The sequence below is a fragment of the Cohnella nanjingensis genome, assembly GCF_014212125.1.
Lineage (GTDB): Bacteria > Bacillota > Bacilli > Paenibacillales > Paenibacillaceae > Cohnella > Cohnella nanjingensis.
This window is the reverse complement of record NZ_JACJVP010000068.1, coordinates 1-26,898: the sequence shown is the minus strand read 5'-3', so window position 1 is coordinate 26,898 and position 26,898 is coordinate 1. Positions and strand designations below refer to the sequence as shown.

Annotated in this window: 15 protein-coding genes; 1 reads left to right on the top strand and 14 read right to left on the bottom strand. The window is 62.9% G+C overall.

Going from position 1 to position 26,898, the window contains the following annotated elements; genetic code table 11:
• On the top strand, window positions 1-255 hold a 255-nt coding region (locus H7C19_RS34510), incomplete at its 5' end, for a hypothetical protein (RefSeq protein ID WP_221469586.1).
• On the opposite strand, the gene H7C19_RS31910 is transcribed toward H7C19_RS34510, so the two are convergent.
• The 14 genes from H7C19_RS31910 to H7C19_RS31845 form a co-directional block, all read right to left on the bottom strand.
• Entirely contained in the window at window positions 249-2,381 is a 2,133-nt protein-coding gene (locus H7C19_RS31910) for a Bbp16 family capsid cement protein (protein WP_185673132.1), read from the bottom strand. The genes H7C19_RS34510 and H7C19_RS31910 overlap by 7 nt on opposite strands.
• Window positions 2,382-2,780: 399 nt before the next feature.
• Window positions 2,781-8,792 carry an S-layer homology domain-containing protein gene (locus H7C19_RS31905; RefSeq protein WP_185673131.1) on the bottom strand — a complete coding sequence of 2,004 codons (6,012 nt, stop codon included), beginning with the start codon at window positions 8,790-8,792 and terminating at the stop codon, window positions 2,781-2,783.
• Between the two features lie 190 nt (window positions 8,793-8,982).
• Window positions 8,983-10,554 (bottom strand): extracellular solute-binding protein, encoded by a 1,572-nt coding sequence (locus H7C19_RS31900; protein ID WP_185673130.1) that lies wholly within the window; start codon window positions 10,552-10,554, stop codon window positions 8,983-8,985.
• Window positions 10,555-10,607: 53 nt separating this feature from the next.
• A complete protein-coding gene (locus H7C19_RS31895) occupies window positions 10,608-11,492 on the bottom strand; it encodes a carbohydrate ABC transporter permease (RefSeq protein WP_185673129.1) in 885 nt (294 codons plus the stop codon).
• A gap of 34 nt (window positions 11,493-11,526) precedes the next feature.
• The gene (locus tag H7C19_RS31890; RefSeq protein WP_185673128.1) at window positions 11,527-12,453 is read right to left on the bottom strand and encodes an ABC transporter permease; all 927 of its coding nucleotides are present in this window, start codon (window positions 12,451-12,453) and stop codon (window positions 11,527-11,529) included.
• Between the two features lie 354 nt (window positions 12,454-12,807).
• Window positions 12,808-14,169, bottom strand: coding sequence for an ABC transporter substrate-binding protein (locus tag H7C19_RS31885; RefSeq protein WP_185673127.1), 1,362 nt, complete (start codon window positions 14,167-14,169; stop codon window positions 12,808-12,810).
• 161 nt (window positions 14,170-14,330) lie between these two features.
• The gene (locus H7C19_RS35580; RefSeq protein WP_185673126.1) at window positions 14,331-15,308 is read right to left on the bottom strand and encodes a carbohydrate ABC transporter permease; all 978 of its coding nucleotides are present in this window, start codon (window positions 15,306-15,308) and stop codon (window positions 14,331-14,333) included.
• On the bottom strand, window positions 15,305-16,204 hold the full coding sequence (locus H7C19_RS31875; RefSeq protein ID WP_185673125.1) for a carbohydrate ABC transporter permease: 900 nt from the start codon (window positions 16,202-16,204) through the stop codon (window positions 15,305-15,307). Before H7C19_RS31875 ends, H7C19_RS35580 begins: the two co-directional genes overlap by 4 nt.
• Window positions 16,201-18,417, bottom strand: coding sequence for a DUF5696 domain-containing protein (locus H7C19_RS31870; RefSeq protein ID WP_185673124.1), 2,217 nt, complete (start codon window positions 18,415-18,417; stop codon window positions 16,201-16,203). Before H7C19_RS31870 ends, H7C19_RS31875 begins: the two co-directional genes overlap by 4 nt.
• Before the next feature lie 4 nt (window positions 18,418-18,421).
• On the bottom strand, window positions 18,422-20,437 hold the full coding sequence (locus H7C19_RS31865) for a YIP1 family protein (protein ID WP_185673123.1): 2,016 nt from the start codon (window positions 20,435-20,437) through the stop codon (window positions 18,422-18,424).
• 26 nt (window positions 20,438-20,463) lie between these two features.
• Window positions 20,464-21,321 carry a carbohydrate ABC transporter permease gene (locus H7C19_RS31860; protein ID WP_185673122.1) on the bottom strand — a complete coding sequence of 286 codons (858 nt, stop codon included), beginning with the start codon at window positions 21,319-21,321 and terminating at the stop codon, window positions 20,464-20,466.
• 4 nt (window positions 21,322-21,325) lie between these two features.
• A complete protein-coding gene (locus H7C19_RS31855) occupies window positions 21,326-22,300 on the bottom strand; it encodes a carbohydrate ABC transporter permease (RefSeq protein WP_246470152.1) in 975 nt (324 codons plus the stop codon).
• On the bottom strand, window positions 22,297-25,254 hold the full coding sequence (locus tag H7C19_RS31850; RefSeq protein WP_185673121.1) for an extracellular solute-binding protein: 2,958 nt from the start codon (window positions 25,252-25,254) through the stop codon (window positions 22,297-22,299). Before H7C19_RS31850 ends, H7C19_RS31855 begins: the two co-directional genes overlap by 4 nt.
• Window positions 25,251-26,390: an ABC transporter ATP-binding protein gene (locus H7C19_RS31845; protein WP_185673120.1), complete on the bottom strand. Its 1,140-nt coding sequence runs from the start codon at window positions 26,388-26,390 to the stop codon at window positions 25,251-25,253. Before H7C19_RS31845 ends, H7C19_RS31850 begins: the two co-directional genes overlap by 4 nt.
• Window positions 26,391-26,898 lie beyond the last annotated feature (508 nt).

Sequence of the window (26,898 nt, the reverse complement as noted above, 5' to 3'; positions counted from 1 at the left end):
TTTATCGTTACAGCGATGGCCGGCGGCTTGCGGGGTGCTGTAACGATACTTTTTATCGTTACAGCGATGGCCGGAGGCTTGCGGGGTGCTGTAACGATACTTTTTATCGTTGCTGCGACCGTCGGAGGCTTGCGGATTGATATTGCAGGAATCCCCTCGCGGTCTACAAGCATCATGGTCCATTGCAGAAGGCTGACCCCCACTCGTACCGGGGACAGCCTCCATTGGGTCGCGTTTAATCTCGATGGCTACTGATGGCTCGTCGGGTGCGTTGCGGTCGTCGGAATCTGGCTTTTGAACAGGCGGTTGATGTCGCCGGCCAGCCGCAGGTAGAAGTCCGAAGACACGGCCACGCCGTCCGCGTCGAGCGTGAGGAAGTATTGATTGTTCGGAATCATCGCGCTGTTCTCCGCGATCTTCGCGATCGCGGTGCCTTCGTCGTACTCGTCGAACATCGCGATATAGCCGGTGTTGATCCCGATGTTCTTCATGTTGTAGGCTTGCCGCCACATGAAGTCGCCGTGCAGGCGGGGATTCTCGTTGCGCGGTCCGCCCGTCATGTTGGACCAGGCGGAGCCCGGCCAGAGTACCGGCTGATAGGCGATGCCGTTCTGCTGCGTGAAGGTATAGTCCGGCTGCCATACGTTCGCGCTGAATTGGTCGGCGCCCAAGAGCTGACCGAAGCGGCCGACGAACCACGGCGAGATCATGTCGAGCGACTTGTAGACGTCCAGGAAGCCGGCCTTGGAGTCATTGACGCCCGTGCGCCAGTAGGTCGGTACGCCGCCGATGACATAGACGCCTTGGCCCTTGAACCAACTGATGAGCGAAGCGGCTTCCGCTGCCGTACCCGGGCGATCCGTGAAGCCGATCCCCCAGATGCAGACGACGGTCTTGCCGTTCTGCTTGGCATAGGCGGACGATCCGGTCAGGCCCATATTGCCGACGACGTTCGTCGTCCAGTCGTGCTTGACGGCGTTCACCCAGTTGGACGCGTTCATCCCCGTAATGTCGTACATGACGTAGAACTTCCGGCCGTACGTCTCGGCGGCGTTCTTCACCTTCACGGCGACGCTGTCCCGGTTCGTCTTCCACGGGTTCGGCGCATCGCTCTCGTCCGCGCCGAACCGCTGCAGGGCGGCGCCGTCGATATTGTAAGTCTGCATCCATTCAAAATGCTTGTTGACGGTCTCTTGGTCATACGAGGAGAACAGTTTGGCCTGCTGTCCGTTGCCCAGGTTGCCGAGGCCCGTCGCGTACAGCTTCGTGTACTCCCGAATATCCGGGTACAGCTCGAAGTTCACGTTGTTGTTGCTGCCTGCCGTCGGCGCGCTGCTGTTCTTGGACCAGTGCACCCATCCGCCGTTCGGCGAACCGTCGCCGGCCGCGTTGAACCAGCCCTGGTAGCCCGCGTACAGCTTGCCTACGACATCGCCGCCGGTCGGCGGAGCCGATGCGGCGAACTTGAACCACAAGAGATTGAACAAGTTCCCGGCGCCCCCGGTGAACTTCAGATAGAGATTGTGGGTGCCGCTAACGCCGCTGATGGCGCAGGTCTTGGTCACCCAGTTCTGCCAGCCTCCCGTGCCCGGGACGGCGCAGGTGCCCGCCAGCGTGCCGTTCAGTCCGTCCAGGCGGATCTCGATCGCGCCTCCGCTCGCGTTGCTGGCGACTCTGGCGTCGAAGGAAGCGGCGCCCGTGCCGAAGTCGACGTTGTTGAACAGCAGGTAATCGCCGTTGTCGATGAAAGCGACATTCTGCCCGCCCTCGCTGGATGCCTCCAGCTGGATGCCGGATTGGACGTCATAGGAAGAAGCGGCGATCTGGCTGAAGGCGGATTTGGAGGCGGAGGATGCGGGACCGTACACCTCCAGCTCCGAAATTTGGCCGCCGGTCGCGCCGGTGTTGACCGTGACGTTGATCTTGACGTAGCGGGCGCTCGTCGCCGCGAAGGTCAAGGAGACCGTATTGCCGCTCGGATTGAAAGCGTAAGCGCCGGAAGCGACGACGTCACTGTAGCTCGCGTCGTCCGCGCTCTTCTGCACGGACAGCGTCTGCGTCCGAGCGCCCCAAGCGGACGGCAGCTTCAGCACCACCTGGTCGATCGTCTGAGCGCTTCCGAGGTCTACGCGAATCCAGTTCGGGTAAGCGTTCGCCGCGCCCTCCCAATACGTCGAAGGGTTGCCGTCGTTGGCGTTCGAGGCATTGTAAACTTGCGTGTAGCTGCCTGCGACGATGGGCTTGTTCAAGGCGAGATTGGTCGCCGCCCAAGCTTCGGAAGGCCGAAGCGACAGCGGGGCCACCACGATGGCGAGGACAAGTAGACCGATCCAGAGCGGCGTCTTGCGAATGCGGGTTAGCTTTGAGAGCTTGATTGACATAGCGAGCCTCCTTATCGAATCAGATGCGCCTTGCCTTGCCTTGCCTTGCCTTGTTTTGCCTTCCCGTCCGGGCGGAACGGATATGCAGAGCCTCGCACGGCTGCCGATCCGCAGCTGCCGATGCGCGATTGCCCAGCTACCGTGGACGATCCGCAGCTGCCGATGCGCGATTGCCCAGCTACCGTGGACGATCTGCAACTGCCCATGCGCGATTGCCCAGCCGTGGGCGATCTGCAACTGCCCATGCGCGATTGCCCAGCCGTGGGCGATCTGCAACTGCCCATGCGCTGCGATGCCCCATTCCCCCCGTCCGGAACTGCCGCGATTCTCTCGCGCCTCACCCCCTTTCCGCCGAGGAGCCCGGCCCCGTAGGGACCGGGCTCCCCCGCGAATGTCCGCTTAACGCAAGGCCAAGTGCCGATACAGCAAGGCGGCGAGTTCGGCGCGCTTGAGCGTGCCGGACGGCCGGAGGAGACCTCCGCTGCCTTGCAGCAGGCCCGCTTCGACGAGCGAAGCCAGGCTATCCCTCGCATAGGATGCGATCTGCCCTTCGTCCTTGAACGCGGTCAGCGAGCCGGCGTTCCCCGCCGGGAGTCCGCCCGGCCGCGCGCGCAGCGCCCGGTCGATCAGCGCCGCCGCTTCCTGGCGGCTGATCGGCGCTTCGGGCCGGAAAACGCCGCCCGAGCCGTTCGCGATGCCCAGCGCCTGCGCGATGCCCAAGGCTTCGGCGTAGTACGCGTCCGGCTTCACGTCCGCGAAGCCGTCTCCCGCGGTGGCGGCGGACAGTCCCAGATAGCGGACGAGGAGGACGACCAAGTCGGCCCGCTTCACCGCCGCGCCCGGATCGAAGGCGCGATCCGACACGCCCTGGATGACGCCCCTCGCCGCCAGCGCTTCGATGGCCTGGCGCGCCCAAGGCGTCTTCGCCAGATCGTCGAACGTCCGCTGCTCATAGGAAACCGCAAAAGCGCTGAAGTGCGCCGCGCGGAAGACGATCCGGTTCGTCTTCGGATCGTAGCGGCCGTTCGGGACGGCTTCGAGCGTGCCGTCGGCCGCCACGTGCCAGACGACCAGCCCGTCGGAATTCGCTTGTTCCGCCGCGGCGGGCGAATAAGGCAGCGCGACCGTCACCGGCGACCGTTCATTCGTCCAGGCGACCTCCCGGCCGTCGGACATGAGGTGCAGCTCCACCGCGGGACGGCTGCCGATTCGCGCCCGGAGCGCCGAATCCCAAGCGCTCGTATCCGCTTGGCGTACAACCAGCTTAAACGTCGCGCCTAGCCCTTGGCGCGCGGCCTCAACCAGCCAGTCGCTGGCGATGGTGACAACCCCGACCGACGTCGCCAGTTCGAGGATCCGATCACCCTTGCCCGGCGTCAGGAAGACCGAAGGCAGTTCAATCTCGTACCCTAGCGCCTGCGCTTCGGGCTCCACCTCGACGGCGACGCGCTTCGCGCCGTCCGTCCCTGCCTTCGCCTCGCCGAACGCGCGCTCTAGCGCATCCGGCGCCACGGAGGCGGCAGCGGTCCGGCTGCTCGCCTGGAAGCTCGGCTTGAGCTTCAGCGCGCCTTTGCCGGCTTCCCCGTTCCCCGGAGGCGTCGGCGTAGGCGTAGGTACTGGAGTTGGCGTCGGACCGGAAGGCCCGCCTGGACCGCCATTGCCCGGATCGGTCGGCCCCGGTCCGCCGCTGCCGGGGTCCGTTGGATCTGTCGGATCCGTGGGATCGGTCGGGTCCGTCGGTCCGCCCCCGATCGCGGCAAGCCGGGCCGTCAAGCCCGCCTTCAGCGTCCCCTCGGGCAGCAGCCGCACGAAGTTGGCCGCCGCGTCGACGCTCGTATGGCCCTTATCCCGCTCCGCCGCAGCGACCGCCGCCTCCGCGGAAGGCGCGAGCAGCGCCGCGTACGTCCCGCTGAGCAGATACAGGTCGCCGAACGTCGTCGCGTCCTTGCTCGTGCCGATCCCTTGGTTGTACTCCATGAAGCCGGACCGGCCCGTACCGTCGTTCTCGTTCAGCAGCACCGTGAAGCCGATCGGATCGGCCGGGTCGAAGACGTACCCCGGCCCGTGCAGCTGTGCGAACGGGATCGCGATCGTATAGGTCGTCAAGTTCTCTTCCTCATCCCGCACAATGTCCGCCTGAACGTCAGGCAGCGCGCCCGTCGCCAATCCCGACGGCGCCCTCCAGCGCCATTTCGTCACCGTGCCCGTCTCTCCGAGCGCGAAGCCCAGCTCGCTCGCGTTGCGGCTCGCCGCCCCGTCCTTGCGGGACAAGTCGATGCCGAGCTGGAGGCTGTCGCCCTGCCAGATGTCTCCGTTCGTCCATGTCTGCGCGTGGCGATCGTCCCTCACCCGGACGGTCACGTAGAGCTTGTCGTCGTCCCACTGCACGCGCGTCTGCGCGCTCAAGTCGTTGACGCCCTTCCACTGCCCGCCCAAGCTGAAGTATTGCTCGGCATGGACCAGATCCAAGGGAGGCGCATCCCCTGCGCCCTCATCATGGCGGCTGGCGAACGACCGGGCCAGCTTGACGGAGGACAGATAGCTCTCACCGTTGTCCAGGACGACCTTAAACTTCAGCGTATCGCTCGCCAGATTCGGCAGCGGGATATCCAAGCTCTCGCCCAGCGCGACGCCGCCGAAGCGGATCGGGCCGAGCAGCGCCTGATACGCCGGCGGCAGCAGCCATTCGATCCGTCCTCCGATCGGCTGCGCCTGCGTCCGGTTCGTCAGCTTCAGGCTCGCGTTCGTCCGCTCGGGATGAGCGGGATCGAGCGCCGCTTTGGAGAGCTCCAGCGAGACCGGCACCAGGTCCGTACCCGTGACTTTGGTGCCCGCCTCATTCGTCAGTTGCTGGCCCCCGCCATACAGGTTATTGCTCAGCTCCATCCGCGAGATGCCCGGTCCGGCGTAGACGTGAGTCGTGCCGGATTGCTGGAAGTACGAGTCGTACAGGACGACCTCGCCGCCCGTCGCGTTGATGCCGCGCACGCCTACGCGGGTGAAGTTGCTCTGCTGCATCTTCAGCTTCCCGGAGAGGACGTCGACCGAACGCGTCGTGTCGCCCCACATCGACGTGTTGTAGAACGTCGCTTCGCCTTCGAAGCCTTCGCCGAGCGTCACGTACACCTTGTCGGACGTACTGATCGAGACCAGCTCGGTATTGAGGAAGCGGAGCCCGCCTGCTCCCGCGTCCTCGAGGTACGCGCCCTTCTTGCTGCCGTCGGTGCCGTGGCCGATCACGACGGCCTCGGGCGCTTGCCCGTCCTGGGCGACGAAGTGGATGCCGTACTGCGACCCGAACACGAACGTGTTGAAGATCGTCTCGTCCTTCACGCCGGCGATCCGGAATGCGTCGAGATTCTCCTTCTGATAGTCCCAAACCTGCTGGGAGTCTGCGGACGTGGACGGGTGATTCGGATAGTTGCTTCGGCCGTAGTAATGCGGGTTGAACTGTACGTTCCGCACGAAGCCGCCTTGCGATCCGCCGCCTACGAAGATGCCTTCTTTCAGCGGCGATCCCGCGACGTAGTCGATATAGTGTCCGCTCGTGTCATGGCTGCCGAAGTCGACGCCCTGATACGGATTGACGAGCGTCACGTCGATCGCGTAGACGTCGTGTCCCAGGCCGCGGACGGTCCAAGGGTAGGACTTCACCGCGTTCCAGCTCTGTTGATCGTAGTTTACCGACAGTCCCCGCAAGCCGGCGGTCGCCGCCAGCGAGATCAGCGCCGTCCCGTCCGCGTCGCCTTCGCCGTAGTTCGTGAAGAGGACGGTGCCTCCGCCGATCGTATGGTGCGGGACGTCCCAGGAGCCCCGCAGCTCGACCCCGCCCGGCACCGCGAGCGGCTGCTCGACGCGGTAGACGCCTGCCGGCAGATACACGGTACCGCCGCCGGCGGCTCCGGCATCGTTCAGCGCCTGCTGGATGACGGCGCCGGCGTCGGAGGCGCCGCCCGGCTTGAGATTGTACGGCGCTGCCGCAACGTTGAACAGCTGCGCGGTCGCCGGCTTCGGCCGGGCCGTCCGGTCGACGGCGGCGACGCTCGGCAGCGGCTTCGGCGCGAAGGCTGCGTCGCGCTTGACGTTCACCTCCGCGCCTACGCTCTCGTCCGTCACGTCCACCTGCTGCCCGTAGCCGGAGTTGACCGCGTTCACGGTCTTGACTCCGCCTTGCAGATGCAGATGACGGCCCGGCTTCGCGAACGCCGTCTGTCCCAGGATGACGGACCCGCCGGCCAAGTCGATCGCGTAGCCTCCCGCCTGGTCGTTCCAGGCTTCGATGACGCTGTTCTCGAAGGACAGCACGCCGCTGCCTTCGCTCTTCACGGCGTGCAGAGGGCTGCCGCCGACGGTCACCGTATTGAACTGGACGATGGAGTGGAAGCCCGGCGTCGCGTAGATCGCGATCGGCGCCTCGCCTACGTCCGCCTTGAAGCTGCTGTCGGTCACGAGCAGGCCGAAGTCGTTCACGCCTTCGATCATCAGCGCGACGTTGCATTGCGCCACGCGGATGCGATACAGCTGCGCGTTCGCCGTCTCCAGAGACCCCGTCCGCGTCGTGATCCGCATGCCGGTCTTGAAACCGGAGATCTCGATGTCCGACATGTACTCCCAGTCTGACCGCCCCATCACGATGCCTTCCGCATGGGTCGTCATATAACCGAACAGCGCCTCCCCGTCGGGCGCCCCCGGCAAGCCGGACAGCGCCCACGCGTCGGGGGACAGCTTAATGCCTTCCAGCCTGCCGATGTCGGTCGTGAAGTCCAGGAAAATGCCGGTCTTCAGCGCAGTGCCGTACAGGTCCTTCACCATATGAAGCTCGTTCCATACCGGCCCGATCTTGATGCCGTTGTAGGCGTTCACGAGCGTCACATGATCGACGGTGGCGCTGTCTCCCGAGAGCTGCTCGATCGTCCACGGATAGGCGGCCGGCTGATCCAGCGTCTGCTCCGGGTACCAGACCGACAGGTAGGTCACGCCGCTCGAAGGCTGCAGCTGCAGGAAGCTCGGCCCGTTCTCCTGGCCGCGCCCTTCATAAGCCGACAGCACGGTCCCTAGAACTTCGCCTCCCGACGCTGCCGGATCCGCCCGATCGCCGCGCAGCGTAACGCCCGTCGGGATTACCAGGTGCCCCCCGATGCGGTAGCGCCCGGCCGGCGCGAACACGACGCCTCCCCCGTTGTTGCCCGCCGCGTCCAGCGCGCTCTGGATCGCCGCGGTATCGTCCGTAATGCCGTTGCCCGTCGCGCCGAAGCTCGCGACGTTAAAGTCCGCGATGACGACGTCATCGGTCGGATAGATCGTCGGATAGACGGCCGTCTGCACGGACACCTCGCTCCTTAGCGCTTTTTTGACCTTGACCGAAGCGACGTACAGATCCGGGTTGCCGGCCGGCGCGCCCGCGCCGCTCACGCCGATCCGGAAGTCGGCCCCGTTCGTCCGGTTCGCGAACTTGGCGTCCGACAGCTTAAAAGTCTGGGTCTTCCACGCGCCCGAGTCCTGATACGTGAACAGCGGCGCATCCTTGAATGCGGCGGATTCCGCGTCGTACTGCAGCACGATGCTCCCGTTGCCCTGATCCAGGTATTCGACGGTTACGAAGACGTCCTGATTCCGGTTGTCGTACAGGTAGCTGTCGTCCACGTTCATGTAGAGATACAGCGTCTTCGGATCGGGCGCGGCGCTGTTCGTCTTCCAGTAGCCTTTGCCGCCCAGCGTCCCTTTCTCCACGCCCGCTTCGTAGTCTCCCGCTCTAGCGGTGATGCCGCTCGCGATCGGCGTCTCGCCGAGCGTGATCGCGACCTCGTCCGCAGGCATCGGCTTAGGCGTCTTCACGACCGAGACCGAAGCCAGCTTCAGGTCCGCGTTCGTATGCCAGTCCGCCCCGCCGCCCTCGATGCCGATCCGGAAGTCCGCTCCGCTCGTGCGGTTCGCGAATTTGGCGTCCGACAGCTTGAACGTCTGCGTCTTCCAGGTCTTCGTATCCGTGTAGGCGAACAACGGCGCGTCCTTGTACGCGGCCGTCTGGGCATCGTACTGCAGCACGATTTTCCCATTGCCTTCGTCATAGTATTGGACGGTCACGTCCACATCGTAGGCATTGCTGTCGTGCAGATAGGCGTCGTCGACATTCATGTAGAAATAGATCGTCGGAGATTCCGCGTTCGTCTTGTTCGTCTGCCAATAGGTCCGGCCGTCCAGCTCGCCCGTCTGCAGACCGTCGGGATTGTCCCCCGCCCAGGCGGCGATGCCACGCGAATCGGGCGTCTCGCCCAGGATAATGCTAGCGCTTTCAATCGTGTCGGCGGCAGCGCGCCCCGCCGTCCATGCGAACGAGGAGAGCAGCAGGAGCAGGGCCAGGAAGCGGGCCGTCGCGGTCTGGAAACGGCGGTTGACAAGGTTGGCGTACATCATCGATCCCTCCAGCGGTTATTAGGATGAGAGAGAAAATAGAGAAGCCTTCCCCGCTTGCAAGGTCGGCTTCTCTTAGGTGTCTTTGCTTTATCGTCTTTGCTTTATCGTCTTTGCTCCATCATGGCTTCATTCCGTGCTTATTCGTTGCTTATTCGTGCTCTTTCTCGTGCTTATACGGCAGCTTTGCTTACTTTTTGCTCGCCAGATAGGCGTCGATCTGCTTCTGCGTCTCGGCGAGAATCTTGTCGAGGCCGTTCGCTTTCTGCTTCGCGATGTAGTCGGTCACCGATTGATCCACGTTCTTGACGATGCCGAACTCGATCGGTTTGCTGAACTCTTCCGATGCCTGATCGCGCTTCGCCAGCTCGTTCTTCATCGTATCCTCGGCGATGAATAGGCCGTCGATCGGCGAGTTGACGTTCATCGGCTCGCTGGCGAACTCCGCTTCCTTCAGCCAGAAGTCCTTGCTGTAGGTCATCGTCGGGCGCATGAATTGCGGCTTCCAGAAAGCCCACTGGCCGCCCCACTCCATATAGTTGCTGGTCGTCGTCTGCATGCCCGCCGGATACTCCGCCGTATCGCCGTTCAAGACGTACGTCTTGCCCTCGATGCCGTATTGGAGGAGGTCGTACAGCTTCTGGTCGGTCTCGACCATGTCCAGGAATCTGAGGACGCGGTCCGGATGCTTCGAGTTCCGGTTGATGGCGACGACGTTCGCGAGCGCGGTCCGGTTGACCTGCTTCTTGTCCGGATAGAGCAGCGACATCTGCTGCTTGAACGAAGAATCCGCGAAGCCGGGATCGGCGTTGGCCCATTCATGCGACGTGACGGTGAACAGCGTCTTGCCGTTGCGCCATTGCGCCGCGCCGTCTTCCTTGTCGATCATCGCGTCGCGGTTGATCAGCTTGTCGTCGTACCACGTCTTGGCGAGCGTCGCGGCTTCCTTGTAGAACGGCTGCTGCTCGACCGGCTGGACGGCGATCTTCGGATCGTTCAGGTAGAAGCCGAGTCCGTGGAAATTCAGATCGACCCACTCGTCGCGGATCATATAGATGGCGAGCGGATTCGTACGGGACAGCTTCTCGTTCGGATACGCATTCTTCAGCTCGCGCAGCAGCTTGTCGACGTCCTCGATCGTCTTGACCGAATCCGGCGCGACCGTGATGCCCGCTTTCTCCGCGAGATCCGAGCGCCAGCCCGCGAACAGACGCTGGTTCATCTTCATCGTCCACGGCAGCCCGACCACCTTGCCGTTCACGGTCGCCGCGGACAGCGTGCCCTGCTCTTCATACTTCTTGTTCAGATTCGGCGCGTACTTGGGCAGCAGCTCGTTCAGATCCATATAGGAGCCCTTGGCGGCCATCTGCTTGTACGAGAGCCAGTCGCCGTCGAAGTTCATGTCCCAGTTGTCGCCGGATGCCGCCATGACCAGCATCTTGTCTTTGAAGTCGCCGAACGGGATGAAGTTGATGTTGAACTTCACGTTCAGGCCCTTCGACTTGACGTAGTCGCTGATGGCGGACCAGACTTCGTCGGTCGCCGCTTTCTTGTCGCCGCCGAAGTAGAACTTCAGCGTCACTTCCTCTTCGTTGTCCGCGGAGGACGAAGCCGGGGCGCTGGCGGATGCGGAGCCGCCGGGGCTCTCGCTCGCGCTGCCGCTCGATTTGGCGTTGTCGTTGCCTCCGCAAGCCGAGAGCATGGCGCCGAAGAGCATCGTGCCGGCGAGCAGCAGCGGGATCTTCCTCTTGCTTTTTCTCATCAGAACCTCTCCCTGAATGTTGATTGTATACTATACAGCCGAAGCTGTTATAGTCATCCTTTGACCGCGCCGACCATGAGGCCTTGCACGAAGTACCGCTGCAGGAACGGATACAGGAAGACGATCGGCCCGATCGTGACGACCGTGAGCGCCATCTTCATCGACTCCGAAGGAATCTGGGTGGAGATGCGCTGCATGGCGGCGGCGTTGCTGGAGCTCTTCAGGAACTCCACGTTCGAGATCAGCGTGCGGAGGAGCAGCTGCAGCGGCTGCAGCTCTTGCTTGTCGACGAACATGAGGCCGAGGAACCAGTCGTTCCAGTAGCTCAGCGCCACGAACAAGCCGACGGTCGCGAGCACGGGTTTGGCGAGCGGGACGATGAGCTGCGCGTAGATCCGGAAGTCGCCGGCGCCGTCCATCTTGGCCGACTCGTGCAAGTCCTCGGGCATCGACAGCATGAAGTTGCGGATGAGGAACATGTTGAACGCGTTGGCGAGCGGCGGCAGGATCAAGGCCCATAGCGTGTCCTTCAGGTCCAAATACCGGACGCAGATGATATACCAGGGGACCAGGCCGCCGCTGAACAGCATCGTGATGATCACGTAGATCGACAAAATATTGCGGTATCTGAACGTGCGCCGGGCCATGACGTAGGCGCCCATGCTGGTGACGATCAGAGACAGCAGCGTCCCCGCGACCGTCACGATGAGGCTGATGCCGTAAGCGTCGACGATCCGGTTCGACCCGAGGAACAGGATCCGGTAGGAGTCCAGCGTAATGTGCCTCGGGATCAGGCCGTACCCGTAATCGACGATGTCCTTCTCGGTGCTGAGCGAGCCCGAGATGACCATGAGGAACGGGAACAGGCATGCGAGACTGAACAAGGTGACGAGCGTCGTGATCGCCAGTTGGCCGATCGAGAATCTGCGGATGGGCATCGCTTCCGTACCTCCATGCTGCGTGAGAATGAACTTAGAATATCGCCGAGTCGCGGTCGAACTTGCGGGCCATGTAGTTGCTGCCGAGCACGAGCGCGAAGGCGACGACGGATTGGACGAAGCCGGCGGCCGAGGCCATGCCGATGTCTCCGGACTTGCGCAGGCTGCGGTAGACCAAGGTGTCGATGACGTCCGTCGTCGGGAACAGGAGCGAAGCGTCCCCTACCATCGCGTAGAACATCCCGAAGTCCGCGTTCATGATGCGTCCGATGGCGAGCAGCGTCAGGATCATCACCGTCGGCTTGAGCATCGGCAGGCTGATGTATCGGATCTGCTGCCAGCGCGTGGCGCCGTCGATCGAGGCGGCCTCGTAGTACGAATTGTCGACGCTGGTCAAGGCGGCCAGATAGATGATCGTGCCGTACCCGGTCACCTTCCACCGGATCGCCAGCGTCAGGATGAGCGGCCACAAGCCCGGCAGGCTATAGAAATCGACGGCTTCGAACCCGAGCGAGACGAGCAGGCGGTTGACGGCGCCGCTCTCGAAGTTCAGCAGGTTGTAGGTGAAGACGCCGACGACGATCCAGGAGATGAAGAACGGCAGGAAAGTCAGAGACTGCGTGACGCGTTTGAAGTATTTGTTGCGCATCTCGTTCAGCAGCAGCGCCAGTCCCACTTCGAACGCGAGGCCGACGGCGATGAAGAGCGCGTTCAGCAGGATCGTGTTGCGGATGGCCCGGAAGGCGACCGACGACGAGAACAGATAATCGAAGTTGTTCAGCAGCGGATGCATCCAATCGCTCCCGAAGATGCCCTTGCTGAAGTCGAAGTTCTTGAACGCGATGACGAGGCCCGCCAGGGGCAAGTAGTTGAACAGCAACAGCAGCGTGGCGACGGGCAAGAACATGAGCAGCAGCGTTCGGTTGCGGTTCAGTTCCCGTAGAACTCCGTTCTTTTTCATGGCCGTTTACCTTTCTCGTTCGTGATACCTTCATCATAAAGGCGGCCCGCGAGAGCCGCCATGAGCCAACCTTATCCTTTGCAGTACAGGTTTAGCCTGTCGCGCGCGGATGCCGTTCCGCCCCGTTCCGGATGGTTCCCGCGCATGCGAAAAAGCGGAAGGTCGCCCTTCCGCTTTCCGTTGGTTTCCGTATATTCGCGCCATGCCAGCGGCGCTTGGACTAGCCTTCAATAGCCCGGTCGGGATACGTTAGACGCGATTCGCCAGCTTCGCGTCCCTCTAGACGCAATTCCCCGGCTCCGCAACCCCTTAGACGCAATTCCCCAGCTCCGCGCTCCACTGGCCGTTCCTAGTCTACTTCAACTGCTCGCGGACCTCGAGCGTCCGCTTGTTCCATTTCTCCGTCTCGGGGATGATCTTGTTGATATCCGCGCCGCCGAAGACGATGTCGTTCATGATGTTGTTCCAGTTGTACTCCGACCAGGCGGGAACGGTCACGCCCGGCTGGATCTTGGCGTTCTCCTTGGCCATCTTGACCGCCGCGATGTTCTTGCCCTGCCACATCGGCGATTGGTCGTAGTACGCCGTCAATTCCGCATCGACGACCGACGCGTTCGCGCCTTGGTCGATCTTCCACTTCTGCGCTTCCTTGGAGAACTGGAAGCTGATCCAGAGGAACGCCTCCTCCTTGTGCTTGGAGCCGCTAAGCAGCGACAGCGGGCCGTAGATGCTGTATCCCGGCTGGCTCACCTTGCCGCGCGGGAACGGCAGGACGTCCCAATCGAACTTCGCGTTGGCCTTCAGATTCGGCAGCACCCAGTCGCCGCCGATCGCGAAGCCGGTCTTGCCGTTGATGAACTCGCGGGTGACGTCGCCGGACGCTTTGGCCGCGGCGTCGCTCTGCATGGAACCGTCCTTCCAGACGAAGTCGGACAGCCACCGCACGTCGTTCATCACGTCCGGCGTGTTCAGCACGCTCTGCGTCAGGTCTTCGTTCATATACTGCAGGTTCGCCGCGTGGCCGTCCGCGATCGCCTTGGTGCTGAGCAGGCGCATCTGGAATTCGGGCTGCGTCGTGAGGCCGAATTCCCCGGCGTCCGGATCCGTCAGCTTCTTCGCGATGTCCCGGAAGTCGTCGTACGTCCAGTCGTTGGACGGCATCTCCACGCCGTGCTTCGCCATCAAGTCCTTGTTCACCAGGATCCACATCGGCACGTCGACGAACGGGACGGCCAGCTTCTTGCCCTTGTAGGACATCGTGTCGAAGAAGCCCTGGGGCAGCGTCACGTCCTGGAAGGTCGGGTCTTTCTCGATATAGGGCGTCAGATCCTCGACCAGCCCGTTCTGGTCGAACGCGATCAAGTCCTGGTCGATCCAGGTCAAGTCGGCGGGCGTGCCGGCCGCTTCGAGCGACGCGATGATCTCCATGATCGGCTTGCCGTTGACCGGCACCTGCTCGACGGTGATCCAAGGGTACTTCTCGTTGAACTTCTTGTACAGCTCCGTGTACGAATCGGACCACGAGATCAGCTTGATCGTGACCGGATCGTGCTTGACCTCCGGAGCCGTCGCGCTGGCGGACGCGGACGAAGACGGGCTCGCCGCGCCCGACGGGCTGGCGTCGCCGCCGCCGTTGCCGCCGCCGCAGGCGGAGAGTGCGAGAGACATCGCCAGCATGCCGCCGGTCCAGCCTGCCCAAGTCTTTTTGTTGATCATGCGTTCGTTTCCTCCCCTAATGCTTCATAATGGTTCATTGCCGAATAAGCCGATAAAGCCGTTCGCATAGTCGCGCGTCATGTTGCGTTGCGTGTGAAATCCGGGCTTCCTCGCCCCGGCATCCCTCCCCTCGATGGCGGCCCGCGGCCGCCCGTATCCGGTCATTCGACGATGCCCGTCCGCTCGATGCCGCTCACGAACCACCGCTGCAGGAACATGAACACGACGATCGGCGGCAGGATGATGAGGAATGCCGCGGCCATCTTGGTCCCTTCCGTGATCGGGTTCTTGACGATCTTCGTGTTGCCGAGCAGCGACGGATTCAGAACGTCCTCCAGGCCGTCCAGACGAATCGAGAGCGGCGTGAACGACTTGGCCAGGAACATCGACGGCTCGTAGTACATGTTCCAATACCAGATGAACGAGAAGAGGAACACCACGAGACAGGCCGAGCGCGCGAGCGGCAGCATGATGCCGAAGAAGAGCCGCAGCACCGACGCCCCGTCGAGCTTCGCCGCCTCCTCGAGGCTGGCCGGCTGCGACCGGAAGAACTGCCGGAAGATCAGAATGAACAGCCCCGCCTTGAGGCCCTGGCCGAAGATTGCCGGGATGAGGAAGACGAAGGGCGTGTTCAATAGCCCGAGCTTGCTGAAAATGACGTACAGCGGAATGATGACGATCTGCGGCGGAATGAGGAACGTCAAGATGACCAGCGCCGTGAGGACGCCCTTGAACGGAACCGCCAGCCGCGCAAGCGCGTAGCCGGACATCGCGCAGATGAGCACCTGAACGAGCGAGCAGGAGACGGCGATCAGAGCCGTATTCCGAAGCGCCTCGGGATACTGCAGCCCCTTCAGCGCCTTCGAGAAATTGTCCCAGGTGACGACCCGGGGGATCCACTTCACCGTCGGGTCGAGCAGATCGCTGATGTTCTTCAGCGCCGTGCTGATCATGTACAGCAGCGGCTGCAGGTACAGATACGCGACGATGGAGAGCAGCAGGTAGACGACCAGTTTGGCCAGCAGCCCCTCGGACAGATTGCGCCCGAGCACGATCATCTTGGCTTGCTGGGCCCTGCGGCTCCAGAGGAATCCCCGGATCTGCCCGCCCACCTTCCGGAACCAGAGCGCGGTATTCACGATCGAACCCTCCTTGTCCTCATGCTTCGGTCGAACAGCCACAGTACCAGGGCGATCAGTACGAACACGAAGCCGAAGTAGATCCACGCCAACGCGCTCGAGTAGCCGTACCCCGTCTCGATCTTGAACATGTTGTCTTTGATGTGCTTCAGCACCGGATTGAGCGGGAACGTGAACAGGTCGATGATGGTGTAGAGCACGTTCAGGCTGATGAACGGCACGCAGGCAGGCAGCGTGATCTTCCAGAACGAGTCCCAGGGCGAAGCCCCGTCGATGCGGACGGCCTCGTAGATCGTCGGCGAGATCGTCTGGAAGCCCGCGATGAAGATCAGGATCTGAACGCCGGAGTACCACAGGATCAGCACGACCCGCCCCAACACGGACATGACGGTCTTGGCGAATTCCGCGCCGACGTACTCGGTGGCGAGCGGCTCGAGGTTGTACTGGTCCAGGAACGGGATGTCCCCGGCGCCCTGCACGAACAGCTCGGAGAGCACCTGGCCGGTCGCGAAGATGACGGGCAGGAAGAACAGCGCGCGGTACAGGAAGCGTCCGGGGAACCGCTGGTTCAGCATGAGCGAGATGAGCAGCGCGAAGATGACGATGATCGGGACCATCAAGAGCATCTCTTGGAAATACGTGATCAGCTCGATCGGGAACACGTTGTCTTTCAGGAACGCGTCCCGGAAGTTCTGGCCGCCCAGCCACTCGTACTTGAAGCCGCCGGGCACGACCTTGACCTTGTTGAACGCCATGAACAGCGACCAGCCGATCGGGATCGCGACGAACAGGCAGAATCCGATGATCCAGGGCAGCATGAACGCGAGTCCCATCCCGTAGCGTTTGGCCTGATAGAGACGGGCCTGGCTCTTGGCGTTGTCCTTGCTGGAATTCATGCGCCGCCTCCTTTCTCCACCTCGAACGTCTTGGCGCCGTAATCCACGACGACCCGCGTGCCGTCCGCATAGGTCGTGGCGTAGCGATCCTTGGACAGCCGTTCATGGTTCGCGATCTCCTGGGAGAAGAGCGGCGCCAGGCTGTCGAACTTGCCGTATTCGTCCGCGATGCGCTCCGCCCACTTGTCGTACTGGCTGCTGTAGAGAAAGTTGGCCGCCGTGTATTTGAGCTTGCGGGAATCGTCGTGCGTCAGGAAGAACGAAGGCGCCGCGCCGTATTCGACCGCCTTCAAGAATTCCGCGTCCTCGTCGTCCCGGAGGTTGCCCTCGCCGAACGTATAAGGCACGTAGCCGTGCAGGACGATCGGGTAGAACGGCACCGTCTCGTCGACCATGAAATCGTAGCTGGATTCGTGCGGCAAGTCGTCGATGAAGCTCGCGTCGCCGATCGTGTACGCGTTCCCGCGGTACACGCTGGGCGAGCCCAGCGTCCGCTTGGCGTAATCGAGCAGCCCCTCGTAGACGGCGATCGTGTCCGCGCGGGTGGAGATGCCGGACGCCGCGTAGTCGTGGAACACCATCTCGCCGATTTGGTTGAACTGCAAGCCCGCCACGCCGATGTCCTTCAGCTTGCGAATGGCGTCGTAGGCCATGGCGACCGTCTTCGCGGGCTTGCTCATGAACCATCCCTCGTCGACGAACACCGTGCCGTCGATGCCGCGGACGCCGTCGTTCTTGCCCGACGAGGACGAGTGGTCTCCGTCGATCCAGACGAAGTCGTCCTCGAAGACGACGTCGACGCCCTTCTTCCGCATCCCGGAGACGAACGCGCGCGCGCCCGCTTCCCCGCCCAGCGTCTTCTCGATCGGGAACCGCTTATCCATCTTGTAGTCGCCTTGATTCTGCCAGCCGTAGTAGACGACGGTCGGATTCGCTACGCCCCGGTCCAGCAGGTCGTTCACGATGCCGGTCGCCTGGGCGAAGGTCGTGACGCCGACGTACTGCACCCGGTTGAAGGCGTTCCGGTAATTGCCGCCCATGATCTTGACGTAGATCGGGGCGTGCTCGGCCGGCTTCAGCGTCTCGCCCAGCCGGCCGCTCTCCTTCAGGTAGGCCCGATAGGACTTGGCCATGCCGACATAGCCCGCGTCGGCCTTCCGCAGGAACCGGTACTCGACTTCCCGGTCCGTATCGAGCCGGCTCTTCTGGATCGCCTTGAGCGGCGCGGCAAGGCGGCTCATCTGGTAGAGATACTCCTCGCGGTAGATTTGACTGGAGAAAATTTGATAGTAGGAAGATTTGATGCCCGGCGGGATCGCCGCCACGTTGGCTGAATCCGCGCCCCGCGTCATGACCGCCACGTAGGCGTGCTCGCCCCGTTTGATGCCGAACACGGGGAAGGCGATGTCTTCGCGCCTCTCGCCGGAACGCGTCCAGTTGCGCATGTTCGTGATCTCCATGCCGTACACCTGATGGATGTAACCCCGCGAGAGGTCGGCTTGCTTGGCGGCGAAGTTCACGAGTCCGCCCGGTCCGTCCGGCACGAACAGATAGCCGTCCTCCTCCGGAGACGCCGCGCCGAAGTACGGGAGCAGATCGAGCGAGAAGACGGCGGCTTCGCCCTCCTCCCGGATCCCGGCCGTCGGGATGCGCGTCCGGAGCCCATCGGCCGTCAGCTCGTATTGAATGGCGAATCCGAGCTGCTTGTCGGGGAACGTATAGACGACTTGCAGCCCCGCGTCCGTCTTCGTCAAGACCGATTGCGTCTTCGGACTGAGCGCGTTCAGCGACTCGCGGATCGTCTGGTCCGCGCCCTGCGTCTTGACGAACGTCAGGACGAACGGCGATTGGAGGTTGGACAGCAGCTGGCCTTTGACGGTCTCCCGCTGGAGCTGCGTCGCGCCGGGATTGCTGGTCCAGCGGTAGCCGTCGCTTTTGTCCACCAGGGCGATCTGGGTATTGTCCGGACGGATGTACAGAGCGTAGAACGCATTCTCGAGCGCCAGCGCGAATCCGTCCGCCCCTGGCGACGGCTGCCAGGCCGGGCCCTCGTAGAGCGCCGCCCGTTCCTGGGACGGCTCGGCGATGCCCGCCTCGGCCAGCGCTTCCGCGGCGGACGGCTCCCCGCCCCGCAGGAGGACGACCAGCGCCAGGACGGCCGCGGCGATCGCGGCGAGCGAGACCAGCTTTACGCGAAGAGACAGGCGCCTCATGAAGTTAACGATAGAAACTCACCTCTTTGTAAAGCTGGTAGAAAAAGTCGTACAGGTTGTAGGACAGCCCGAACACGATGAACCCGAACAGCCAGATGATGCCGATCGTGAACAGGGTGATGGCCGAATTCTTGATCGTCTCCAGGAAGTCGAAGTTGTGTATGACCTGCGTCATGACCAGGAACGTCGCGGCCAGCCATACGTACATCACGGTCGTCAGCGTGTCGACGATGACCCTTTCCTCCAGCGTGACGATGTGGGACAGGATCAGAATCGGCACGGAGAAGACGAGATAAGGCACCAGCGCGAACGTGCTGCCCTGGAAGACCTCCCGGAACTTCCCTTCCCCGTCCTTGATGCTGCAGACCAGATAGTTCGCGACGATCCAGGTGACCCAAGGGACCGCGAACAGTCCGAGGCTGCTCCATAGGTTGATCTGAGCCGCATCGACGGGATGGAAGAGGAAGCCCGTATCGTAGACGGACAGCAGCTTCGCGCCGAGGACGGCGGCCAGGATGGCCAGCGTCACCCCAGGCGCGATCCGCGCTTCCTTCAGCCGGTAGAAACCTTGGTACGGATGGATCAGGATGTAGCCGAAGGTGCCGAAATCCGCCATGACGCGCCGCCATCGAGGGGACGGGGCGCGTCCCCGCAGCGCTCTGCGGATGAGCTTCGCGCCGTATCGGCAGACCAGATACAGCGCCGCGAGACCGAGGAAGAGGGCGATGAAGTGATCCTGCAGCCAGGCGAGCCGCAGCTGCCAGAATGCCTTGGAATACCCGTCCGTATCGAACGCCGTCTTCATGAACGTCAGCGCTTTGGCGTCGTCGTTCTCGTGCAGGTACACTTTCCCGAGTCCTTGGAAGGTGCCGTTGTACATGTCGTTGCGGGCGTACACCCGTTCCCAGTACGGCTTGCTCTCTTCGTACTTGCCGTCCGTATAGAGCACCAGCGCCTTCAGGACGTCGTCGCCGAAGGCGGTGCGCGCATACTTGTGCACCGTCTTCGTGCGGCTGTCGGAGATCCAGATCGACGCGTGCGAATCGACGCCGATGCCGGTCGGATAGCCGAGCACGCCGTATTGCTGCGTCTCGTTGTCGACGAGGCCGAAGGCGAACAGCGCGTTGCCGTCGCGGTCGTACAGGTTGACGCGTCCCGAATCCATGTCGACGTTGTACAGGAATCCGTCCCGGTCGATCGCGACGTCCACGATGCCGTGGCCGTGTTCCAGCGTCTTGTTCTTGAAGGCGTCCACGCCGCCGGCGTTCAGCTTGCGGATCGCCCCCTGGCCGTAGCCCGCGGCCGTGGCCGTATAGAGGAAGCCCTCGCCGTCCAGCGCGACGTTCGTGATCGGCCGAGGGAGCGCGGCGGTCTCCTTCGCCAGCTGCTCCTTGTTGAGGATCAGCCGCTTCAGCCAGTTGAGCACGGACGTCTGCGCCTTGTTGGCGCCGAAGTACCCCATGAACGCCCCGTCCTCGTTCAACCGGACGAGGCCTTGGTAGGAGGAATTCAACGCCGCGTAGATGACGCCCCTCCGGTCGACGACGAGCTTGACCGGAACGAAGTGTTCCGAGCCGAGGAGCGGCGAGTCCGGCTTCTTGTATTCCCGGACGTACGCGCCGTCGGGACCGAACACGGCGATCCGCTGGTTGCCTGAGTCGGCCACGTAGACCTGCCCGTCGGGCGTCACGAACACGCCTTCCGGCGCGCTCAGCCGGCTGGGACCTTCTTCGCCGCCTAGCGTGCGTACGAGCGCGCCGTCATCGTCCAGGACGACGATCCGGTTCGCGCCCTTGTCGGCGACGTAGACCTTGTCGTCCGCGCCGACCTGCAGGTCGACCGGCTCCGAGAAGTCCGCCGCGTAGGCGGCCGAAGGCGCGTAGATCGGCTGAATGCGCAGCCACTGGGACTGGTTCGCGTCGAAGTAGGCGGTCATATAGGGAAGCCTGGCGTACGTCGTTCCCGGCACGGCTAGCCAAGCGGTCGCGGCCAGGAGCAGGAGAGCAAGCATTCTCTTCATCGTTCCGACTTCCTTTGCTGATGGAGTTACTTGATTCCGGAATGGATCATCGTCTCCAGCACCTTGCGTTGGAAGAGCAGGAAGATGATCAAGTTCGGGATGAACATGAGCAGACCGGCGGCAGCCGCCATGTTCTGGCCGGAGACGTTGTTCTGAAGGCCGCTCACCAAGCTGTTGACGTAGAAGGCGAGCGTGCGCATCGTCTCGTCCTGCATGAACAGGGTCGAGGTCTCGACGTCTCCCCACACGCCCTGGAAGGTGAAGATCGAGATCGTCGCGATCGCCGGCACCGAGAGCGGCAGCACCATGCGGATGAAGATCCCGACGTGGCTGGCGCCGTCTATGCGCGCCGCCTCGATGAGCTCGCCCGGGATCTGGGCGATGAACCCGACCAGCATGAACACCGCGATCGGCGAAGCCAGCGCCGGCAGAATATGCCCGAAGTACGTATCGTTCAGGCGCATGCCGCTGATGATCAGGTATCGCGGGATGCCGACCGTCTCCGGGGCGAACATGAGCGACAGCGTGATCATCGACAGGATCAGCTGCTTGAAGTGAAAGTCGTACTTGGCCAGCACGTAAGCGGCCATCGTGCTCACGAGGATGACCGAGACGAGCGTCAGCCCCGCGACCAGCAGGCTGTTGAACAGATAGCGGGTGAACGGCACCGTCGCGTTGGCGGCGTGCAGGAACAGCGACTCGAAGTTGCGCAGCGTCGGATGCTGGACGAAGAACCGCGGCGGGAACAGGAACAGCTCGTTCTGCGGCTTGAACGCATGGTTCAGGATGAAGACGATCGGCAGCGACATGAACGCGGCCAGCAAAGTGAAGCCGGATACGAGCGCGTATTGGAACGGCGTAATTCTGCGTAGGCGTCGAATCATCTCTCTATAGCTCCTCCTTCGATCCGAACAGCCGGTAGGCGAACCTCATGGCGAAGTAGCTCACGAGCAGCAGCATGACCGAGACGGCGGAAGCGTAGCCGAGTTCGAAGCGGATGAACGCGTAATCGTCGATGTGGTTGATGACCAGATGTCCGGCATACTGCGGCGTGATCGGAAGTCCCGTCAGCTGGGTGGAAATGCTGCCCGCCTTCAGCGTGCCGACGATCGTCATGACGGCGCTGAAGAGCATCTGCGGCTTCATCGACGGGATCGTGATGTAGAACACTTCCTGCAACCGGTTGGAGATGCCGTCGATGCGGCCGGCCTCGTAGAGCTCGCGATTGACCGTCTGCAGCCCGGCCAGCATGGCGAGGAAGCCGACGCTGAAGCTGATCCAGAGCGAGACGAGGATCATGATCTTGAGCAGGTACTTGGGATCCTGCAGCCAGACGACCGGGCTGTCGATCCAGCCCATCTGCAGCAGGAAATGGTTGAAATACCCGACGCGGTCGCCGCTGAACGCGGCGATCCAGACGACCGACAGCGCCACGCCGCCGGCCATCGACGGTGCGTAGAAGGCCAGCGTGTAATAGTCCCGGATCCGCAGCGGGAGCTGATGGATCAGCCACGCGAACAGGAACGAGAGCAGATAGCCGCCGGGGCCGACGATCAGGGCGAACAGAAACGTGTTCGGCAGCGCCTTGGTCAGGAAGACGATGTCTTGCGTGAACAGCGCGATATAGTTGTCGAAGCCGATAAAGCGCAGCTTCCCGAAGCCGTCGTAGGACGTGAAGCCCAGCGTCGCGGCCATGACGACCGGCACGACGATGAAGGCGACGAAGCAGACCAGGAACGGCGCGAGGAACAGGTAGCAGAAGGCGTCTCTACGCATCTCCGTCCAGAAGCGGTTCCAGCGCAGCCGGACGCCGGAGGGCGCGCGGCGCGTCTCCGCCGCGCGGGGAGCGAGCTCGGTGTTCATGGGGTCGGTCCCTCCCATTCGTAAGGCTGTTCGATTTGCGGCACGTGCAGGTCGTCCCCGGTCCGGATGCCGAAGTCCTTCTGCCGGCGGTGCATCTCGCGCTGCAGGGACAGTTGCGCTTCCTCCAGCGATTCCTGGGCCGGCATGCCGCCCATCACCGTCCGGTTCCAGGCAAACTCCATCTCCCGGTTCAGGAAGTAGTAGCCCGGCACATAGGGCATATTCTTGGCCCACCGGGCTTGCTCCCGGAGCGCCTCCAAGTCTTCCTTCGGCCAGGTGAGCGCGCCCATCGCCTCGACGTTCGCCGTGTTCCAGCGGAATTCGATGCCGTAGAACGACTCGATGTCCTTCGCGTACTGCGCCTGCACATCCGCCGACGTCCACCACTGGAGGAATTGCCACGCTTCGTCCTGGCGGTCGCTCTTCTTCATGATCATCGCGCCGGAGACGCCCTGCGGCGACCAGCGCGCCACTTCTCCGTCCTTCTGTCGGACGCCGGGGAGCGGCGCCATCTTCCAGTGGCCGGTGATCTCGGGCGCGGCGACGAGCAACTGCACATAGGTGTTGAAGTCCGCCACCCCGATCGGAATGTCCCCGTCGCGGAAGTGCTGGAAGAACGCCGGGATGTCGATCGGCAGGTTGTACTTGCGGAACATCTCCGTCCACTGCTTGAAGGCGGATTGTCCGGCGGCGCTCGTCAGGTCGGCCTTCAGCCCGTTCGGCGAGTAAGCTTCGGCGCCATTCTGGAACAACATCGTCGCGAAGTCGGCCTTCGGGTAGTTCATCGTCATGCCGTTCTCCTGCAGCGTGGGCAGCAGGTCGAAGACGTCCTCCCACGTGTCCGGCGCCTTCAGGCCGAGACGCTCCAGAATGTCCGTCCGGTAGAACAGCATCTGGAAGTTCTGCACCTCGGGCAAGCCGTACACGCCGCCGTCGTAAGCCATCGCGCGCCGGACGCCGGGGATGAACCGGTCGTACACCTTCCGGAAGTCCGGGAACTTGGAGAGGTCCGCCACCGCGTCCCGCATCGCGTAGTCCGCCGGCGTCGCTTCCCCGATCCCCAGCGCCACGTCCGGCACTTCGCCCGCCGCGTTGCCGAGGATGAGCATGTTCGGGTTGGGCATCAGGTTGATGTTGACCTCGATGCCCGTCTTCGGCGTGAAGTCCTGGTCGACCATCTCCCGCAGCAGATCGACGTAGTCCCGTCCGCGCTGTACCCAGATCGTGAGCGCTTCGTTCTTGTTGTGCTTGCGCGTGTCGTAGTCCATATAGAAGGAACGGGCGAAGTCGGTCAGCGAGTAAGGCACCCGCGACCAGGCCGTCGGCGCCTTCAGGCCGGTCTTCGTGTCCGGCGTCCGGACGACGAGATAGTCGAGGAGCAGCGGCTGCTGCGTCAGCGTGCTCATCCACGCGCCGATCTGGCTCTGGATCGTCGCAAAGTCGGCTAGCTTGTTCGGGATCTCGTTGATGTCCGCACGCATCTCCTCCAGCATGCTCATGGACACTTTGATCGCTTGGGAGAGATCCGAGTCCTTGCGGTTAAGTCCGTTGATGTAGTTCCGAATATCCGCGAGCCGGTCGATGAAAGCCTGCATCTTCTGTTCGGCCTGGGGATCGAACTTGGCCATATCCCACGTTCGCGTCTTGTCGGTGTTGGCGTCGAACGCGTTGACGCTGTAGTTGCCCGTGATCAGCCGGACGTGGCGGTCGAACGCGGCCAGATCCGCCAAGGTGTCCTGGAGGGCCAGGTTGATCGGCTCCAGCTCGGAAGCGTCCGCCGTCATGCGGATCGCGTGGGCGCCTTTCTTCATATAAAATCGGTAGGGCTTCCCCTCGCCGTCCGCGAGCGTCGTAATCTCGAACTCTTTGTGGTAAGGGAGCGCGTAGTGCAGCATCTCCTTGAAAGGAACCTCGCCGTCGATCTCGATCGTCCGGTAAGCCGGGAAGCCGTTGCGGTAATTCTGGAAGTTCTTGAGGTCGATCTCGTACCAGCCGTCGGCCGGCACGTCCATCTGCCACTCGACCCATTCGCCCGGCAGCCGCCAGCGCTGCCCGCCGAGCACGTTGTAGGTGATGCGCCCCTTCGGATCGGGCGAGATGTAGGGCTCCGACCAATGGTCCGTCTGGATCGCCAGACTGGACTTGCGTTCGAAGCGCTCGGCTTCGACGGTCGCGTACCAGTCGGCGGGCGCCTTTTCAACTGCCGGATGGCCAGACGCGTAGTCGGCGTAGGGCTTAAGCGGCTGCTTCGGCTGGAACGTCAGCGTCTTCAGCGCGACCGGCTCCCGCTCCCCGACGAGCCGCAGCGTATGCTCGCCTGCATCCAGCCGATAGAGCAGCGGTTCGGAGGAGACGGCGTAGTCGGATGCCGCCTTGACGGACCAGCCGCCGAGCTGCGTCTGCTGCGGGCGGATCTCCATGCCGATCTCGTTGCGGTCGTACGGATATTTGGCGTCTTTCCACAGCCGCTCCAGCTCGATGCGTCTGGACTCCGCGAACGGATAATCGCCGTCGATCTGCACCCCGCGGATGACGGAGGCATTGCCGCCTTCGAGCGGCATATAGGCCAGACGCAGCTCGTACCAGCCGGCTGTGGGCACCTTGAACTTCCAGTCCACCCAGCCGTCGGCGTTGCGCCACGCCAGCACCGCCGCGCCGCCGTCCTGCGTCTCGGCCAGCTCCGCATCGGCCGAGGCGTCCGCATAGTCGGCCGCGCCGATCGCGATCGGCTCTCCCGCCCCCGGCTGATCCGCCGCGCCGGCCCCGGCTTCCTGCATCAGCTTGGCGTAGGGCTTCGCGCCGCCCTTGTCCGCGAACGCGAGCAGCTTCGCGGCGCTCACGTTCGACGCGTAGATGACGGGGTCGCCGGCGGAGAACCAGCGGATCGCCCCGAACAGGACCAAGGCGGCCAGCAGGAGCCGGATGACGGTCTTCCCTTTCCAGGCCTTCCTCATTCCGCTTCTCCCCCGTGCGCCAGGGACTTGCCCGTATTCTCGTCGAAGAAGTGCACCTTCTGGAGATTGAACCCGATGCCCGGCTGGTCGTCCTTGCGGTAGACGGCTTCGGGATCCGTCCGAGCGATGACCCGCGTCTCCCCGACCGTCACGTAGACGTAGGAGTCCGCGCCCGTCACCTCCGTCATCTGCACGGTGCTGCCGAAGTATGCCGACCCTTCCGCCTCGCTCTCCGCGCTTGCGCTTCCGCGCAGCAGGACGTGCTCGGGCCGTACGCCCATCACCACGTTGCGGACCGATCGCGCCATCCGGTCGAACAGGGCGGCGAACCGCGCGGGCAGCTCCAGCTTCATCCGCTTGTTGACGAAGCAGTATCGGCCTTCTTCGCGCGTCACGTTGCCGGGAATGAAGTTCATCTGCGGCGAGCCGATGAAGCCGGCGACGAACAGGTTGGCGGGCTGGTCGTACAGCTCCCGCGGCGGCGCGACCTGCTGGATGACGCCGTCCTTCATGACGACGATCCGCGAGCCCATCGTCATCGCTTCGACCTGGTCGTGCGTCACGTAGACGGTCGTCCGCTTGAGGTCGCTCTGCAGCTTGATGATCTCCGCCCGCGTCTGGGCGCGCAGCTTGGCATCCAGGTTGGACAGCGGCTCGTCCATGAGGAACACCTGAGGCTCGCGGGCGATCGCCCGGCCGAGCGCGACCCGCTGCTTCTGCCCGCCGGACAGCTGGCTCGGCTTGCGATCGAGCAGGTGGGCGATCTCCAGGATCTTCGCGACCCGGTTCACGCGCAGCTCGATCTCGTACTTGGCCGTCTTGCGCAGCTTGAGCCCAAGCGCGATGTTCTCGAACACCGTCAGATTGGGATAGAGCGCGTAGTTCTGGAACACCATCGCGATGTCCCGGTCCTTCGGCGAGACGTAGTTTACGAACTTGCCGTCGATGTACAGCTCGCCGCTGCTGATCTCTTCTAGCCCCGCCAGCATGCGCAGCGTCGTCGACTTGCCGCAACCGGACGGGCCGACCAGGACCAGGAACTCCCCTTCTTCGATAGAAAGGTGAAAGTCGTTGACGGCCGGACGGGCTTCCCCTTTGTATAGTTTGAACACGTGATTGAATGTGATGCTTCCCATCCATCCTCACCTCTCGCGTAATCGCTTCCATGCTTTGTTGATTTAATGGTAACGTACCGTCGCATCGGCAAAATAGGAGGGAGGATTGGCTTTTGCAGGGCGATATTGGCTTCATTGCCCTCCGCCGACCGCCCCGCCGCGCATGCCGAAAAAAGCCGCCCGGGCAGGGCGGCTCTGGCATAGGGGTCCTATTTCTTCGGCGGCGTTCTCCTCGACATTCGGAACCTCGCGTACGGTGGGCCTATTCGCGTTTCCGTCAAATGTGCGTATGTAACTACTCTCTTTGAGCTCCAGTCCGCGTTTCCGCCAAATGTGCGTATGTAAACTACTCTCTTTGAGCTCCAGTCCGCGTTTCCGTCAAATGTGTGTATGTAAACTACTCTCTTTGAGCTCCAGTCCGTGTTTCAGCCACATGTGCGTATGTAAACTCAATGGCATTGCATTAAAGCTAACACAAAAAATATTGTTTCTATTAATTACTTTTTGTGGGATATTATGTGGCTTTTTC

Bases quoted from the DNA above. Each gene is read 5' to 3' on its own strand.
- H7C19_RS31885 (WP_185673127.1), bottom strand. From the start codon at position 14,169: ATGATCAACAAAAAGACTTGGGCAGGCTGGACCGGCGGCATGCTGGCG.
- H7C19_RS31845 (WP_185673120.1), bottom strand. From the start codon at position 26,390: ATGGGAAGCATCACATTCAATCACGTGTTCAAACTATACAAAGGGGAA.
- H7C19_RS31890 (WP_185673128.1), bottom strand. From the start codon at position 12,453: ATGAAAAAGAACGGAGTTCTACGGGAACTGAACCGCAACCGAACGCTG.
- H7C19_RS31865 (WP_185673123.1), bottom strand. From the start codon at position 20,437: ATGAAGAGAATGCTTGCTCTCCTGCTCCTGGCCGCGACCGCTTGGCTA.
- H7C19_RS31895 (WP_185673129.1), bottom strand. From the start codon at position 11,492: ATGCCCATCCGCAGATTCTCGATCGGCCAACTGGCGATCACGACGCTC.
- H7C19_RS31850 (WP_185673121.1), bottom strand. From the start codon at position 25,254: ATGAGGAAGGCCTGGAAAGGGAAGACCGTCATCCGGCTCCTGCTGGCC.
- H7C19_RS31910 (WP_185673132.1), bottom strand. From the start codon at position 2,381: ATGTCAATCAAGCTCTCAAAGCTAACCCGCATTCGCAAGACGCCGCTC.
- H7C19_RS31855 (WP_246470152.1), bottom strand. From the start codon at position 22,300: ATGAACACCGAGCTCGCTCCCCGCGCGGCGGAGACGCGCCGCGCGCCC.
- H7C19_RS31875 (WP_185673125.1), bottom strand. From the start codon at position 16,204: ATGAATTCCAGCAAGGACAACGCCAAGAGCCAGGCCCGTCTCTATCAG.
- H7C19_RS31905 (WP_185673131.1), bottom strand. From the start codon at position 8,792: ATGTACGCCAACCTTGTCAACCGCCGTTTCCAGACCGCGACGGCCCGC.
- H7C19_RS31860 (WP_185673122.1), bottom strand. From the start codon at position 21,321: ATGATTCGACGCCTACGCAGAATTACGCCGTTCCAATACGCGCTCGTA.
- H7C19_RS31900 (WP_185673130.1), bottom strand. From the start codon at position 10,554: ATGAGAAAAAGCAAGAGGAAGATCCCGCTGCTGCTCGCCGGCACGATG.
- H7C19_RS31870 (WP_185673124.1), bottom strand. From the start codon at position 18,417: ATGAGGCGCCTGTCTCTTCGCGTAAAGCTGGTCTCGCTCGCCGCGATC.